This is a genomic window from Pseudonocardia sp. P-1, assembly GCF_058111925.1.
The window spans coordinates 5,132,718-5,147,833 of sequence record NZ_CM176614.1 but is presented as its reverse complement, the minus strand read 5'-3'; the positions used below and the strand labels follow the sequence as shown (position 1 = coordinate 5,147,833).

The following is a 15,116-nucleotide window of genomic DNA, read 5'->3' as shown; positions in this document are numbered from 1 at the left end:
TGTCCACAGGGGAGGAAGTCGTCCCGGTTGCGGGGCCGGACGGGGGCACGCTGGTCGGGTGCCCCGACGCAGCGCCCCCTCACCCGCTGAGGTCCTGTCCGAGCTCCGCGAACCCGTCGTCCCGGTCCGTGAGCTCGAGAGGCTGGGCCTGGACCGCAGGACGATCGCCCGCCGCTGCCGGCCGGGCGGGCCGTGGCGCAGTCTCTGTCCCGGGGTCGTCAAGCTGTCCAACGGCTCCGTGGTCCGAGACGACCGGCAGCGGGCAGCCCTGATCGTCGCCGGGCCGGACGCGATGCTGACCGGGCTCGACGCCCTGCACCTGCACGGTGTGCGCACCGCGCCGCCGCCCCACGGCCCGGTGCACGTGCTCGTCCCGCACGACCGTCGCCGCGGAAGGTGGTCGGTGGTGCGGACGGAACGGACGCGGCGTCTGCCGGTCCCGGGAGCACGCCGGCACCCGGTCGCACCGGTGGTGCGCGCGGCAGTAGACGCGGCTCGGTGCTCCCGCGATCGCGACTTCGTCCGGGACCTGTTCGCCGATCTCCTGCAACACGGGCACGGCACGATCGACGAGCTCCGGGAGGAGCTGGCTGTCTGCAGCAGCCGGGGAGCCGCCCTGCCCCGGGCGGTCCTCGGCGAGATGACCGCGGGAGTGCGCTCCGTGGCCGAGGCCAGGGCGCGGAAGCTGGTGCTCCGCAGCGGTCTGCCGGTGCCGCGGTCCAACGTCCGCCTGACCGACCGGCGTGGCGTCCTGATCGCCGTCGTCGACTTCTGGTGGCCGGACGCGGGTCTCGCCTGGGAGATCGACTCAATCGAGTTCCACCTCTCTCCGGAGGACTACGCGCGCACCGTGCGCAGGCGGGCCGCCCTCAGCAGGCACGGTGTCGTCGTGGTGCAGACGCTGCCCTCGGACCTGCGACGACGACCGGCCGAGATCGTCGACGAGCTACGCCGATGTCACGCCCGCGCTCTCGCCCAGCCCCGCCCCGACGTCGTCCACCTCGACGACGCCGCCTGAGCCGCGGGGCGACCCCGGGGTGCCCCCAGGGGAACTCTCGTGGCTTAGAGCGCTACGAGAGTTCCCCTGGGGGCAGGCCGGGGGGCCCGCGGACGTGAAAGGCAGCAGCTGGGACGACGAACGGCCCCGCCCGGGGATCCCGGGCGGGGCCGTCGTGGGCTGCGGTCGATCAGTGGGCGGCGGGGCCCCGGTGGTACTCGAACACCAGGCCGCCGACGGCGATCAGCACCAGCGTCATGCCGATGACGATCATCCAGGCGTACCAGAAGGCCACACCCAGGGCGGCGAAGGCGGCCGCGGCGGCCAGGCCGAGCGGCCAGTAGCTGCCGGCGGAGAAGAATCCCACCTCGCCGGCACCGTCGGAGACCTCGGCCTCGGGGTTGTCCTCGGGGCGCTCCTCGAGGCGGCGGGAGACGAACCGGAAGTACGTGCCGACGATCAGCGACAGACCGGCGGTCAGCCACAGCGCGGTCACGCCGACGACCTCACCGGCGATGAACATGTACGCCAGCGCGGCCAGGATGAAGAAGCCGGTGACGATCTCGAAGAGCCGGGACTCGATCTTCATGGGTGCGCGTCCTCCCTCAGCCCGTGACCTGCGCGGCCAGCTGGCCACGGTCGGTCGAGAACGGCTGCGTGCTGATCGCCTCCGGCGCGCACCACTCGCCGCAGTTCAGCGCCTGCAGCGCCTCGCCGGTCGAGTAGGCCTGCCCGGTCTGCGGGTTGGTCTCCTTGCGGAGCTGGATGTACCGGTCGAACAGCGCGGGCTCCAGGGCACGCACCTCGAAGTTCATCTGCGAGTGGTACGTGCCGCACAGCTCGGCGCAACGACCGACGAACGCACCCTCACGGTCGATCCGGTCGATGATGTAGCTGTTGTCCTGCTCGTTCCGCTCCGGGAACGGGAAGACGTCGCGCTTGAAGAGGAACTCCGGCACGTAGAACGAGTGGATCACGTCGGGCGAGCGCTGCGTGAACTGGATCGACCGGTCGGTCGGGAGGACCATGATCGGGATCGTGTCGCTCGTCCCCAGCGTGCTCACCGGGCGTCCGCCCTGGCCGGCCTCGTCGGGGTAGGAGAACTCCCAATTCCACTGGAACCCGACGATGTCGACCCGCAGGTCGGCCGGGCCGGCCGCGGTCGGGTTCTCCTTGTCGATGTAGTTCTGCACGTTCACCGTGAAGCCGAAGAGCACGGCGACGATGACGGTGGGGATCGCCGTGAAGACGAGCTCGACCGGCAGGTTGTACTGCGTCTGGCGCGGCAGCGAGCCGTCGTCGTCCTTGCGCTTCCGGTGCAGGATCATCGCCCAGAACATGGCGCCCCAGGTGATGACACCGACGACCAGCGCCGCGATCGCGGACCAGGTCCACAGGTTGCGCATCGACTCGGCCTCGGGGGTCACCCCCTCGGGCCACCCGAACCGGATGACCTCCTGGACCGAGCAACCGGCCAGAGCCGGAGCCGCCAGCAGGCCGACCACGGCCACCTTCGCCGCCCGGGCGATCCGGGAGCGGCCTTCGGTTCGGGCCACTGCACGCCGCCTTCCTGTCGTCTCCTGCGTACGCCGCACTGCCAGCACGTTCTTCCTTGCTCCGCCGTCACGACACCGCGGTCGAAGGGGATCATGTGCCACCCGTATGGAGCACCGTCTTCGACCTCGCGTAGAGCCTAGACGAACCCCGGTCGGGCCGCGCCCCCCGGGGGTTCCCGGACAGGGCGTGAACGTCGTCACCGCCGCAGGGGAAACAGGCAGTCTCGCAGCGGGAAGACCGTTTCGCACCGGGGCGCGCGAGACCCGTCCGGCTGACTCGGCATACTGACCGGTGTGTGCGGACTGCTGGGATTGCTGACCGCCGGGGCGGACGCCGCGACCCGGGTCGACCCGATCGCCGACGGGCTACGCTGTGCGCGGCATCGGGGACCCGACGAGAGCGAGACGTGGAACGACCACGACCTCGTCCTCGGGTTCAACCGGTTGTCGATCATCGACGTGGACCATTCCCACCAACCCCTGCACTGGGGGCCGGTGCCGGGCGAGGACACCCGCTACACCATCGTCTTCAACGGCGAGATCTACAACTACCTCGAGCTCCGCGAGGAGCTGATCGAGACCTACGACGCGGCGTTCGCCACCGACGGCGACGGCGAGGTCATCGTCGCGGCGTTCCACTACTGGGGCCCCGACGCCGTACAGCGCCTGCGCGGCATGTTCGCCTTCGCCATCTGGGACGTCGTGGAGCGCGAGCTGTTCCTGGCCCGCGACCCGTTCGGCATCAAGCCGCTGTTCCTGGCCACCACCCCGGTCGGCACCGCGTTCGCCAGCGAGAAGAAGTCGCTGCTGTCGCTGGCCGGTGAGCTGGAGATCGGGCTGGACCTGGAGCCGGCCGCGCTGCAGCACTACCTGACCCTGCAGTACGTGCCCGAGCCGATGTCGCTGCACCGGATGATCTCGCGCGTCGAGTCCGGCACGCACGTCACCGTGCGCCCCGGCGAGGAGCCGCTGCACCAGCGCTACTTCGCGCCGAAGTTCATCTCGCTGCCCAGCCACGCCCCGGCCAGCGCCGAGGCGGAGGCGATCGTGCACGGCGAGATCGCCGACGTGCTGCGCGACTCGGTCGCCAAGCACATGCGGGCCGACGTCACCGTCGGTGCGTTCCTGTCCGGCGGGATCGACTCCACCGCGATCGCGGCGCTCGCCAAGGAGCACAACCCGAACCTGATCACCTTCACCACCGGGTTCGAGCGCGAGGGCTACTCCGAGGTCGACGTGGCCGCGGAGTCCGCCGCCGCGATCGGCGTGCGGCACGTGGTCCGCACCGTCAAGCCGGACGAGATGATGGAGGCCCTGCCGCTCATCATCTGGTACCTCGACGACCCGGTCGCCGACCCGGCGCTGGTCCCGCTGTGGTTCATCGCCCGCGAGGCCCGCCAGCACGTCAAGGTCGTGCTGTCCGGCGAGGGCGCCGACGAGCTGTTCGGCGGGTACTCGATCTACCGCGAGCCGCTGTCGCTGTCGCCGTTCGAGAAGGTCCCCGGCACGCTCAAGCCGCTCATGCGCCGGGCGTCGCGCAAGATGCCCGAGGGCATGCGGGGCAAGGACCTGCTGCGCCGCGGGTCGCTGTCGATGGAGCAGCGCTACTACGGCAACGCCCGCATCTTCCGCGACGACCAGCTCCACGAGGTCCTGCGCGGCTACGACCCGCGGGTGTCGCACCAGGACGTGACGGCGCCGCACTACTTCGCCAGCCACGACTGGGACCCGGTCGCCCGGATGCAGCACGTGGACCTGTTCACCTGGCTGCGCGGCGACATCCTGGTCAAGGCCGACAAGATGACGATGGCGCACTCGCTGGAGCTGCGGGTGCCGTTCCTCGACCCCGAGGTCTTCGACATCGCCTCGTCGCTGCCGCAGTCGCAGAAGATCACCCACGGCTCGAACGGCACGACGAAGTACGCGCTGCGCCGGGCCTGCGAGGGCATCATCCCGTCGCACGTGCTCAACCGGCCGAAGCTCGGCTTCCCGGTGCCGATCCGGCACTGGCTGCGCGACGAGATGTACGCCTGGGCGCGCGACATCCTGCAGAACTCCGGTGCCGGGCACCTGATCGACCTGCAGGCCGTGCACCGCATGCTCGACGCGCACCGCGAGGGCCCGGTCGACCACTCCCGCCGGATCTGGGCGGTGCTGGTCTTCCTGCTGTGGCACGGGATCTTCGTCGAGAAGCGGATCGTGCCGGAGGTCCCGACCCCGACCTACCCGGTCAAGATCTGAGCGGTCCCCGCACGACGGACGGGCCGGCACCCCTGAGGGGTGCCGGCCCGTCGGCGTCCGGAGGGGGTCAGGCGGGCAGGACGGCGCGCAGCTCGTCGGCCGCGGCCTCGCCGAACGCGTCGGCCAGGCGGGTCAGCGCGGCGTCGCGGTCCCAGGTCCACTCCTGCGGGCCGTCGGACTCCAGGACGTAGGTCGCGATGAGCGCACCCAGCTGGGCCGAACGCTCCAGCGACAGCCCGGCACCGAGCGCGGTCAGGAATCCGGCGCGCCAGGCGTCGCCGACGCCGGTCGGGTCGACCAGCTCGGTCGGCGGGACGACGTCGATCCGGGTCTCGGTGCCGTCGGCCTCGACGATCAGCGCGCCCTTCTCGCCGAAGGTGGTGATGCGGGTGCCGACCTTGGCGCCGATCTCCTCGGCGGTCCAGCCGGTCTTCTTGAGCAGCAGCTCGAACTCGTAGTCGTTGGTGACCAGGTACGTCGCGCCCTCGATGAGGCGGCGGACCTCGGGGCCCTCCATCCGGGCGAGCTGCTGGGAGGGGTCGGCGAGGAAGGGGTAGCCCTGGGTGCGGCACTCGTCGGTGTGGCGCAGCATGGCCTCGGGGTCGCTGGCACCGATGAGCACCAGGTCGAACCCGCCGACGCGCTCGGCGATCGGGGCGAGCTCGATCTCCTTCGACTTGGCCATGGCGCCGGTGTAGAAGGACGCGATCTGACGCATGTCGTCGTCGGTGGTGCAGACGAAGCGGGCGGTGTGGACGTCGTCGTGGGTGTGCACCCCGGAGGTGTCGACACCCAGGTCGTCGAGGACCTGCTTGTACTCGGCGAAGTCGGCACCGACGGCGCCGATCAGCACCGGGTTCTGGCCGAGCACACCGAGCGCGAAGGCGATGTTGCCGGCCACGCCGCCCCGGCGGACCGTCAGGTCGTCGACCAGGAAGCTGACCGAGATCCGGTCCAGCTGGTCGGCCAGGATCTGCTCGGAGAACTTCCCCGGAAAATGCATGAGGTTGTCGGAGGCGATCGAACCCGTCACGGCAATAGGCACACCGGGGACCCTACGTCACCGACGGCGAAGGGCCCCGCCGGAGATCACCGGCGGGGCCCTTCGGAGGTGCTGCTGTGCGACGTCAGTTGAAGCTGTCGCCACAGGCGCAGGAGCCGCCCGCGTTCGGGTTGTCGATCGTGAAGCCCTGCTTCTCGATGGTGTCGACGAAGTCGATCGTGGCGCCCTGCAGGTACGGGGCGCTCATCCGGTCGACGCCGACCTTGAGACCGTGGAAGTCACGGAAGAGGTCACCGTCGAGCGACCGGTCGTCGAAGAAGAGCTGGTAGCGCAGGCCGGCACAGCCACCGGGCTGCACGGCGATGCGCAGGTGCATGTCGTCGCGGCCCTCCTGCTCGAGCAGGGTGCGCGCCTTGACGGCAGCGGAGTCGGTCAGCTCCACGCCGTGCGTCTGCTCCGTGGTCGCGCCCGCGTCCAAGGTGTTGTCAACGGTCATGACTCTCCCAACAACGTGCGTGGTCCGCCCTGTTCCCACCGGGCGTCGGAATCCATAGTACGACGTCGGGCCGGTCCGCATCCGTGCGGAGACCGTGCGAATCGCCGACGGGCGGGTGACGGGGCTCACCGGCTCCAGCGCGGTGCGACACGTTCCGCCAGGTCGGCGAGTGTCCCGGCCGGGTCCGCCATCGAGGCCTCCAGGCCGAACTCCTCCGCGACCCCGAACGCCGCGTCGACCCCGGCCGCCGCGGCCTCCCGGCGGCCCACGCTGACCTGACCGGCCAGCACCACGCACGGCGTCCCGCGGTCGGCCGCGCCCCGGGCGACGGCGGTGACGAGCTTCCCGCGCAGCGACTGCCAGTCGAAGCTGCCCTCCCCGGTGACGGCGACGTCGGCGGCGTCCAGCTCGGCGTCGAGCCCGACCAGGCCGCGGACCAGCCCGGCACCGGACTCGACCCGCGCCCCGAGGGCGAGCAGCGCGGCGCCGAGACCACCCGCGGCGCCGGCCGAGGGCAGGTCGCGCACCTCGCGCCCGGCCAGGTCGGCGAGGACCCCGGCGAACACGGTCAGCGCGGCGTCCAGCTCGGTGACGGCGGCGTCGTCGGCGCCCTTCTGCGGGCCGAACACGGTGGCGGCGCCGTGCGGTCCGAGCAGCGGGTTGTCGACGTCGCTCGCCGCGACCAGCGTCATCCCGCCCAGGTCGGGGGTCCCGTCGAGACGGGCGCAGCAGTCCAGGGCCGCGCCGCCGGGCGGGAGCGGGAGGCCGTCGTCGTCGACGGGGACGGCGCCGAGCGCGGCCAGCAGACCGGCGCCGCCGTCGGTGGTGGCGGACCCGCCGAGCCCCACGACGGCGGTGGTGACGCCGGCGTCGCGGGCGGCGGCGAGCAGCTCCCCCACCCCGGACGTCGTCGCGGTGCGGGCGACCCCGGGGACCCGGTCCTCGCGCGGGACGTGGTGCAGCCCGCACGCCGAGGCGCACTCCAGGTAGGCCGTGTCGCCGACGCGCAGCCAGGACCCGGTCACCGGGTCACCGAGCGGGCCGGTGACCTCCAGCTCGTGCACGGTCCCACCGAGCGCGGTGTGCAGCACCTCGGCGAAGCCGGTGCCGCCGTCGGCGAGGGGGACGATCGCGACGTCGGCTCCGGGCACGCCGCGCCGCCAGCCCGCGGCGATCGCCTCGGCCGCCTCCCGTGCGCTGAGGGTTCCGCCGAAGGAGTCGGGAGCCACCACGATGCGCATGCGGGGCAGGCTAGCGGCGGCCCGTAGTGTGGACACCTGTGAGGTTCCTGCGCCGCTCCGAGAGCTCCGACCAGGCCGGTCAGACGGCCGTCGAGTCCCCGGCGGGCACGGACGCTGCGGAGACGGAGGACGAGGGCGCGACCCGCTCGCGTCCCCACACCACCCCCGGCAAGGGCCGGGCGACACCGAAGCGCCGTGACGCCGAGGGCAGGCGGCGCGGTCCCGCGCCGCCCCCGCCGCGTACGCAGCGGGAGGCCGCGAAGCTGGCCCGCGCCACCCGGCCGTCGAAGGACGAGCGCCGGGCGAAGGCGCTGGAGCGCCGCAAGCGGATGGACGCCGGCGACGACCGCGTGCTGCTCCCCCGCGACCGCGGCAAGGTGCGGGCGTACGTGCGCGACATCGTCGACTCGCGCCCGCACGTCATCGGGCTGTTCCTGCCGCTGGCCGCGCTCGTGCTGGTCGCCGCGCTCATCCAGAACCCGGTGATCCAGCAGTACGTCACGCTGTTCACGTTCCTGATGCTGATCGTGATGGTCGTCGAGGGCACGCTGCTGGGCATGCAGGTCCTGAAGAAGGCCCGCGCGAAGTTCCCCGACGAGGAGATCAAGGGCCTCGGCACCGGGTGGTACGCGTTCTCCCGCGCCACCCAGCCGCGCCGCATGCGGGTGCCCAAGCCGCGCGTCAAGCGCGGCGACACGGTCTGACACCGTCCCGGCGGGCCCCTGCTCTCAGAGCACGAGCGGCCCGCCGGGCAGGTCCAGCACGGCCTGCAGCGACGGCGACTCCCCCGCGACGACCTCGGCCTCCCCACCCGCACCGACCGCGTCGAGCAGTGCGGTCACCCGCTCCGGCTCGGGGTGGGTCAGGCGCAGCGTGCGCAGGCTCGCCGGGACCGGCAGGTCCGACGACGGGTGCCGGGTGGCGCCCCAGTCGATGAGGAACGGCAGCACCCCGCCCGCGTCGTCGGGCGGGAACGCGAGCCGCCACGCGAGCAGCGTGCCGTCCGGGCGCCTGCGGGACATGTCCCGGGCGGGTCCCGGGTCGTGCCCGGCGGCGCGGGCCGCGTCGAGCGCGGCGTCGAGGTCGTCGACACGCACCGCCCAGGTCACCAGCGCGGGCGCGGTCAGGGTGTCGATCCGGAACGGGCGCGGTGCGTCCGGCTCGTCCTGCGCGGGGTCGGGGCCGACCACCTCCAGGTACCGGCCCGGCCCGATCCCGGCCAGCCGGTTGCGGGTGCCGACACCGACGTGCGGCCCGCCCTCGAGCGTGTGGAGATGACGTCCGGCCAGGTCAGCGGCGGTGTCGTCGACGTCGGGGGTGGCCAGGACCAGATGATCGAGCACCTTCGCGACGCTACCGGGGACCGGTAGGACACGATGTGCGGCGTGACTCCTCCCGTCGAACTGCGGACGCTCGTGCTCGGGGGCACGCGCTCCGGCAAGTCGCGGCACGCCGAGGAACTGCTCGGCGACGACGCGGCGGTCCGCTACCTCGCGACCGGCCGGCGGATCCCCGGCGACACCGACTGGGACGCGCGCATCGCCGCGCACACCGCCCGGCGTCCCGCCCACTGGACCACCGAGGAGGTCGGCGGCACCGAGCTGTCCGCCGCACTCGCCCGGCCCGGCCCGGTGCTGGTCGACGACCTGGCGACCTGGCTGACCGGGGTCCTCGACGACGCCGGTGCCTGGGACGCCCCGGTCGTGCCCGCCACGGTCGACGCCGCCGTCGACGGCCTGGTCGCCGCGGTCGCCGCCGCACCGGGACCGCTGGTGCTGGTCTCCGCCGAGACCGGGCTGGGGGTCGTGCCGGACACCCGCGCCGGGCGGCTGTTCCGGGACCGGCTGGGTGAGCTGAACGCCGCCGTCGCGCGGGTGTGCGACGACGTCGTGCTGGTGGTGGCGGGGCGGGCGCTCACCCTGCCGACTCCCGCCGTCACCGAGCCGGGCGCCGGTGTCGCCCCGACACCCGTCCCCACGGCGTCGGCCGCGGGACCACCCGCCGGTCCCGTCCTGGCGGGCCCCACCTCCGGGCTCGACGCCGCGGGAGCAGGCGCGCCCGGCCCCGCCGGCGGGTCCGCGACTCCCGAGAGGACCGGTGTCCCGGCTGCCGGAGCCGGCGGGCCCGTCGGCACCGACGTCGCCGACCCCGACGGCGACGTCGCGGGCACCCCCGCCGGGGTCCCGGGTGCGGTCCTCCCCACGACCGGGGCGGCCGCGGGCGCCGTCGCGGGAGCCGCGACGACCCCCGCCTCGGTCACCGAGTCCGACGTGGAGATCGTCCCGGTCACCGTCGGGCGGCCGGACTCCCGCAGCCGCCGTGCGGCCGTCGCCCTGGTCGAGGGGCTCGCGATGCCCACGGGCGGGCTCGGCAGGCTCGGCGAGCTGGGCGTGTGGCTGGCGTCCTGCCAGGGCACCTGTCCCCCGCAGGCGCCCGTGCGCGCCCGGGTGGTGCTGCTCGCCGCCGACCACGGCATCGCCGGGAACGGCGTCTCGGCCTACCCGCCGCAGGTGTCCGCGGTGCGCGCCACCGCCGCCGCGGCCGGACGGCTGCCGGTCACCGTCGCCGCGCGGGCCGCCGGGGCGACCGTGCGGGTCGTCGACGTCGGTCTCGTGTCCGGGGCCGACGGCGCCGAGCCGGGCTGGCTCGTCGCGCACGGCACCGGCCGGATCGACCGCGAGGACGCCCTGGACGGTGAGCGCGCCACCGCGGCGTGGCTGACCGGGCGGCGGCTGGCCGACGCCGAGATCGACGCCGGCGCGGACCTGCTGATCCCGGCGACGCTCGCCGTCGGCGTGACGACCCCCGCCGCCACGCTCGTCGCGGCCGTGACCGGGGCCGAGCCCGTCGCCGTCGTGGGGCGGGCCTCGGGGATCGACGACCGCGCCTGGATGCGCAAGGCCGTCGCGATCCGCGACGCGCTGCGCCGGGCCCGTCCGCACCTGCGCGACCCGCTGGCGCTGCTGCGCACGGTCGGCGGCACGGACCTGATCGTGCTCGCCGGGTTCCTCGCCCGGGCCGCGGAGCGCAAGGTGCCCACGGTGCTCGACGGTCTGGCCGTCGGCGCGGCGGCCCTGCTCGCCGACGAGCTGGCCCCCGGAGCCAAGGACTGGTGGGTCGCCGCGCAGCCGTCGACCGAACCGGCCGCGACGCTCGTCCTGGAGCACCTGTCGCTGGTGCCGCTGCTGGACCTGGCGGTGCGCACCGAGGACGGCACCGCCGCGGTGACGGCGCTGCCGCTGCTGGTCACCGCGGCGCGGCTGCTCGCCGAGACCGGGACCGCGCAGGACACCGGCGTCGTCCCGGGTGACGTGACGGTGCCGGCAGGCGCCGGCCGGTGAGCGGACCCCGGCCCGGTCCCCTCGCGGGGCTCGCGCTGGCGGTCAGCTGGCTGACCGTCGTGCCCGCCCGGGTCCGCACCTCCGACGACGGCGCGCTGCCCGACGGCGTCGCCGCGGCCGCCCTGCGCTGGGCGCCGCTGGTCGGCGCCGGGCTCGGCGTCGCAGGCGGGGCACTGCTCACCGGTCTGGCCGCCGCCGGGGTGTCCCCGCTGGTCGCGGGCCTGCTGACGGTCGGGGCGGGCGCACTCGCGACACGCGGGATGCACGTCGACGGCATCGCCGACACCGCCGACGGCCTGGGCAGCTACGGCCCGCCGGAGCGGGCGCTGCGGATCATGGCCGACGGCGGGGCCGGACCGTTCGCCGTCGTCACGCTGCTGGTGGTGCTGGGCGCCCGCGCCGCCGCCCTCGCGCAGCTGGCGTCCGCGCCGCCCGCCGTCGTGCTCGTCGTCTGCGCGCTGGCCGCGGCGGCCGGGCGGGCCGGGTTCTGCTGGGTCGCGCGGCGCGGGACGCCCGCCGCGCGCCCGGGTGGTCTGGGCGCGACGGTCGCCGGGTCGCAGCCGGTGTGGGTGGCGCCGCTGTGGTGGACCGGTCTGGCGGCGGCCGCGGCCGCCGCGCTGGTCGTCACCGTCGAGCCGCAGCGGGACACCGCCGTCCTGGCGGCGGGCACGGCCGGGGCCGGGACGCTCGGCGCAGCCGGGGTGGTGCTCGCCGTCGCCGGGGCGGTGCTGCTCGCGGCGGTGCTCGTGGTGGGCCTGGCCCGGCACACCCGGCGACGCTTCGGCGGGATGAGCGGCGACGTCCTGGGTGCGGCCTGCGAGCTCGGCGCCACCGCGGTCCTCGTCGTCCTGGCGGCCGCGCTCACCGGGTGACCCGGGGCCTGATCGAGCCGGTCCACGCGGCAGGCGGCCCCATGATCACCGGTTGTGGAGCATTCCGTTCGCGAGGCGGGCGCAGGACTCCACAACCGGTGATCATGGACGGGATTCGCACCTGCGACGGGGTGTGCGGGATCAGGACCGTTGGGGAGCGGGTCCCGCCACCCTGCGGGGATGCCACCGCCCTCCCCCGTCCGTTCGCCGGTCCCGCTGCGTGACCTGCTCCTCGCGCAGGACGGCGTCCTGTCCGCGGCCCAGGCCCGGGCCACCGGGCTGTCCCGGCAGTCCGTTCGACGACGGGTGACCCGCGGCGAGTGGGTCGACCTGCACCCGGGCGTCCTCGCCGAGGCGACCCGCGTCCCGACCGCGGCGATGCGCGTCCGGGCCGCGGCGCTCTGGGCCGGACCCTCCGGGCTGGTCCACGGGCCGGCCGCCGCGTGCTGGAGCGGGATGACCGACCGGTGGCCCCGCGACGTCGGGGTGACGCTCCCCCGCGGCACCCGGCGGCTCGCGCCCGGCGGCATCGCGCTGCGGCGGCGCGACGTGCCCGGTCCCGACCGGGCCTGGATCCGGGGCGTCGCCGTCACCGCCGCGCACCTGACCGTGCTGGAGACCTGCGCCGTGCTGCCCGACGGGGCCGCGTTCCTCGACCGGGTCCTGCAGCGCCGCGTCGTGCACCCGGCGCTGCTGCGCGCCGCCGGGATCGGCGGCGCCGTCCGCGGGCTGCCCGTGGGCGGCGGGCGCGAGATCGATCTGGCCTTCCCCGCCGAGCGGGTGGCGATCGAGCTGGACGGGTGGGCCTGGCACACCGACCCCGACCGGTTCCGGGCCGACCGGGCGAAGGGGAATGCTCTCGTCGCGCAGGGGTGGACGCTGTTGCGCTTCACCTGGCACGACGTGCACGACGCACCCGAGGGCACCGTCGCCGCGATCAGGCGGGCCCTGCGTCGGTGATCACCGGTTGTGGAGCGGAACGTCCGCCAGGCGGGCGGAGGACTCCACAACCGGTGATCAAGCGGGTGGGACGGCTCAGACCGACGCGGGGGCCGGCACCAGGGTGTGCATCCAGCCGTGCGGGTCCGGGGCCGCGCCGCGCTGGATCGCGGTCAGCGCCTCGCGCAGCTGCAGGGTGACCGGGCCGGGCTCACCGTCGCCGACGGTCACCTCGCCGCCGCTGTGCTTGACCGTCCCGATCGGGGTGATCACCGCGGCGGTGCCGCAGCCGAACACCTCGGTCAGCACGCCGCTCGCGGCGCCACCGAGCCACTCCTGGCCGGAGATGCGGCGCTCGACCACGGAGATCCCGAGGTCCTTCGCCACCGTGATCAGCGAGTCCCGGGTGATGCCGGCGAGCACCGAGCCGCGCAGGTCCGGCGTCGCGACCTCGACCGAGCCGTCGTCGGAGCGGAAGACGAAGAACAGGTTGTTCGAGCCCATCTCGTCGATCCACTGGCGCTCCTCGGCGTCGAGGTAGGCGACCTGGGCACAGCCGTGCTGGGCGCCGACCGACTGCGGCAGCAGCGACGCCGCGTAGTTCCCGCCGCACTTGGCGGTGCCGGTGCCGCCGAGCGCGGCGCGCGTGTACTCGGTCTCCAGCCACACGTCCATCGGCTTGACCCCGCCGGCGAAGTACGGCCCGGCCGGCGACGCGATGACCGAGTACAGGTACTCCGACGACGGCCGCACCCCCAGCCCGACCTCGGTCGCGATCATGAAGGGCCGCAGGTAGAGCGAGTCCTCGCCGCCGGCCTCGGGCACCCACTCGGAGTCGACCGCGAGGAGCTCGGACAGCGAGGCGAGGAAGAGGTCCTCGGGGAGCTCGGCCATCGCGAGCCGGCGCGCGGAGCCGGCGAACCGGGCGGCGTTGGCGTCGGGCCGGAACGACGCGATCGAACCGTCGGGCTGGCGGTAGGCCTTGAGCCCCTCGAAGATCTCCTGCCCGTAGTGCAGGACCATCGAGGACGGGTCCAGTGTCATCGGGCCGTAGGGCACGACCGCCGGGTCGTGCCAGCCGGTCCCGGCGGTCCACCGGATCGTCACCATGTGGTCGGTCATGTACCGCCCGAAGCCGGGGGCGGCCAGTACGTCGGCGCGCCGCTGCGGGGACGCCGGGGCGGGGTTGCGTGTCACGGAGAACTTCGGCGCGCTCATGGCCCAGACGGTATCCCCGCTGTCCACGGGGCAAACAGTCGGATTCCCGAGGAACGGGAGCCGGTGGGCCCGCTCAGCGGACGTGCGAGGGCACCAGCGGCGGCTTCACGACCTCCACCGGCAGCACACGTCCCCGGACGTCGATCACCAACGCGTCGCCGACGGCCACCCCGCCCGCGGTGTCGACCAGGGCCAGCGCGACGCCGGTGCGCAGCGTCGGGGAGAACGTCCCCGAGGTGACGACGCCGACGGGGCTGCCCCCCTCGCCGTCGAGGACGGTCATCCCCGCCCGCGGGACACCCCGCCCGGTCGCCCGCAGCGCACGCAGGCGCCGTGCCGGGCCCGCCGCGCGCTCGGCGAGCAGGGCGTCGCGGCCCCAGAACGCCGGCTTGTCCCAGCCGACCGCCCAGCTGCTCCCGGCCTGGACCGGGCTGATCTCGGTGGACAGCTCGTGGCCGTGCAGCGGGTAGCCCATCTCGGTGCGCAGGGTGTCGCGCGCCGCGAGACCGCACGGTCCGCCGCCGACGCCGCGGACGGCGTCGAGCAGGGCGTCCCACATCGCCGGGGCGGCCTCCGCGGCGAGGACGACCTCGTAGCCGAGCTCGCCGGTGTAGCCGGTGCGGCAGATCCGCACACCGCCGTCGTTCAGACCGCCCTCGAGGTCGGTGAACGCCATGTAGTCCAGGTCCGCGACGCCCTCCCCCACGGCACCGAGCGCCGCGCTCAGGGCCTCGGCGGAGCGGGGCCCCTGGATGGCGAGCACGGCGAGTTCGCGGTGCCGGTCGGTGATCGTGACACCGGGCGGGGCGTCGGCGGCTAGCGCGGAGACGATCCGGGTGGAGTTCGCGGCGTTCGGGACGAGCAGCAGGTCGTCGTCCGCAGCCAGGTAGACGATCATGTCGTCCTCGACGCCGCCGCGGTCGTCGCAGGCCAGGGTGTACTGGGCGCGACCCGGGCCGATGCGGTCGAGGTCGTTGGTCAGGCAGGCGTTCAGGTGCGCGGCCGCGCCCGGCCCGGAGATCGGGACGGTGCCGAGGTGGCTGACGTCGAACAGGCCCGCCGTCTCGCGGACCGACGTGTGCTCGGCGACGGTGCCGCCCGGGTAGGAGATCGGCATCGACCACCCCCCGAACTCGCCGAGGGTGGCGTCGAGGGCGACGTGCCGGTCGTGCAGCGGGCTGGGCAGGAGCTCGTCGGTCACGCCCGCGACCC

The 15,116-nt window shown here is 74.4% G+C and carries 14 protein-coding genes; 6 read left to right on the top strand and 8 right to left on the bottom strand.

Annotated elements, in window-relative coordinates; all coding sequences use genetic code 11:
• Positions 1 to 58: 58 nt before the first annotated feature.
• Positions 59 to 1,018 (top strand): hypothetical protein, encoded by a 960-nt coding sequence (locus AC0GKK_RS25280; RefSeq protein WP_489882705.1) that lies wholly within the window; start codon positions 59 to 61, stop codon positions 1,016 to 1,018.
• Positions 1,019 to 1,187: 169 nt separating this feature from the next.
• Here AC0GKK_RS25280 and AC0GKK_RS25275 read toward each other — a convergent pair whose 3' ends face one another.
• Positions 1,188 to 1,586, bottom strand: coding sequence for a cytochrome c oxidase subunit 4 (locus AC0GKK_RS25275; RefSeq protein WP_062395961.1), 399 nt, complete (start codon positions 1,584 to 1,586; stop codon positions 1,188 to 1,190).
• 16 nt (positions 1,587 to 1,602) lie between these two features.
• Positions 1,603 to 2,553 (bottom strand): aa3-type cytochrome oxidase subunit II, encoded by a 951-nt coding sequence (gene ctaC, locus AC0GKK_RS25270; RefSeq protein WP_489882704.1) that lies wholly within the window; start codon positions 2,551 to 2,553, stop codon positions 1,603 to 1,605.
• 294 nt (positions 2,554 to 2,847) lie between these two features.
• On the opposite strand from ctaC, the gene asnB reads away from it, so the two are divergent.
• Entirely contained in the window at positions 2,848 to 4,794 is a 1,947-nt protein-coding gene (gene asnB / locus AC0GKK_RS25265) for an asparagine synthase (glutamine-hydrolyzing) (RefSeq protein ID WP_489882703.1), read from the top strand.
• A 67-nt stretch (positions 4,795 to 4,861) separates the two neighbouring features.
• Here asnB and AC0GKK_RS25260 read toward each other — a convergent pair whose 3' ends face one another.
• From AC0GKK_RS25260 to AC0GKK_RS25250, 3 genes are all read right to left on the bottom strand, one after another.
• Positions 4,862 to 5,797, bottom strand: a complete 936-nt coding sequence (locus AC0GKK_RS25260) for a carbohydrate kinase family protein (RefSeq protein ID WP_251785340.1) — start codon at positions 5,795 to 5,797, stop codon at positions 4,862 to 4,864.
• Positions 5,798 to 5,921: 124 nt separating this feature from the next.
• Positions 5,922 to 6,293, bottom strand: a complete 372-nt coding sequence (locus AC0GKK_RS25255) for a HesB/IscA family protein (RefSeq protein ID WP_062395963.1) — start codon at positions 6,291 to 6,293, stop codon at positions 5,922 to 5,924.
• A gap of 125 nt (positions 6,294 to 6,418) precedes the next feature.
• Complete coding sequence (locus tag AC0GKK_RS25250) at positions 6,419 to 7,534, bottom strand: glycerate kinase family protein (RefSeq protein WP_489882702.1); 1,116 nt, start codon at positions 7,532 to 7,534, stop codon at positions 6,419 to 6,421.
• 38 nt (positions 7,535 to 7,572) lie between these two features.
• On the opposite strand from AC0GKK_RS25250, the gene AC0GKK_RS25245 reads away from it, so the two are divergent.
• Positions 7,573 to 8,238: a DUF3043 domain-containing protein gene (locus AC0GKK_RS25245; RefSeq protein ID WP_073574146.1), complete on the top strand. Its 666-nt coding sequence runs from the start codon at positions 7,573 to 7,575 to the stop codon at positions 8,236 to 8,238.
• Between the two features lie 24 nt (positions 8,239 to 8,262).
• Here the strand turns inward: AC0GKK_RS25245 and AC0GKK_RS25240 are convergent, their stop codons facing one another.
• Complete coding sequence (locus AC0GKK_RS25240; RefSeq protein ID WP_405416553.1) at positions 8,263 to 8,877, bottom strand: VOC family protein; 615 nt, start codon at positions 8,875 to 8,877, stop codon at positions 8,263 to 8,265.
• A gap of 42 nt (positions 8,878 to 8,919) precedes the next feature.
• On the opposite strand from AC0GKK_RS25240, the gene AC0GKK_RS25235 reads away from it, so the two are divergent.
• The 3 genes from AC0GKK_RS25235 (at position 8,920) to AC0GKK_RS25225 (ending at position 12,707) form a co-directional block, all read left to right on the top strand.
• Entirely contained in the window at positions 8,920 to 10,875 is a 1,956-nt protein-coding gene (locus AC0GKK_RS25235; protein ID WP_489882701.1) for a bifunctional adenosylcobinamide kinase/adenosylcobinamide-phosphate guanylyltransferase, read from the top strand.
• Positions 10,872 to 11,747, top strand: coding sequence for an adenosylcobinamide-GDP ribazoletransferase (locus tag AC0GKK_RS25230; RefSeq protein WP_489882700.1), 876 nt, complete (start codon positions 10,872 to 10,874; stop codon positions 11,745 to 11,747). The genes AC0GKK_RS25235 and AC0GKK_RS25230 overlap by 4 nt, the downstream gene beginning before the upstream one ends.
• Before the next feature lie 180 nt (positions 11,748 to 11,927).
• Complete coding sequence (locus tag AC0GKK_RS25225) at positions 11,928 to 12,707, top strand: type IV toxin-antitoxin system AbiEi family antitoxin domain-containing protein (RefSeq protein ID WP_489882699.1); 780 nt, start codon at positions 11,928 to 11,930, stop codon at positions 12,705 to 12,707.
• 75 nt (positions 12,708 to 12,782) lie between these two features.
• Here the strand turns inward: AC0GKK_RS25225 and AC0GKK_RS25220 are convergent, their stop codons facing one another.
• Both AC0GKK_RS25220 and gcvT read right to left on the bottom strand, forming a co-directional pair.
• Positions 12,783 to 13,904: a branched-chain amino acid aminotransferase gene (locus AC0GKK_RS25220; protein ID WP_489882698.1), complete on the bottom strand. Its 1,122-nt coding sequence runs from the start codon at positions 13,902 to 13,904 to the stop codon at positions 12,783 to 12,785.
• A 73-nt stretch (positions 13,905 to 13,977) separates the two neighbouring features.
• Positions 13,978 to 15,105 (bottom strand): glycine cleavage system aminomethyltransferase GcvT, encoded by a 1,128-nt coding sequence (gene gcvT / locus AC0GKK_RS25215; RefSeq protein ID WP_489882697.1) that lies wholly within the window; start codon positions 15,103 to 15,105, stop codon positions 13,978 to 13,980.
• Positions 15,106 to 15,116: the final 11 nt, after the last annotated feature.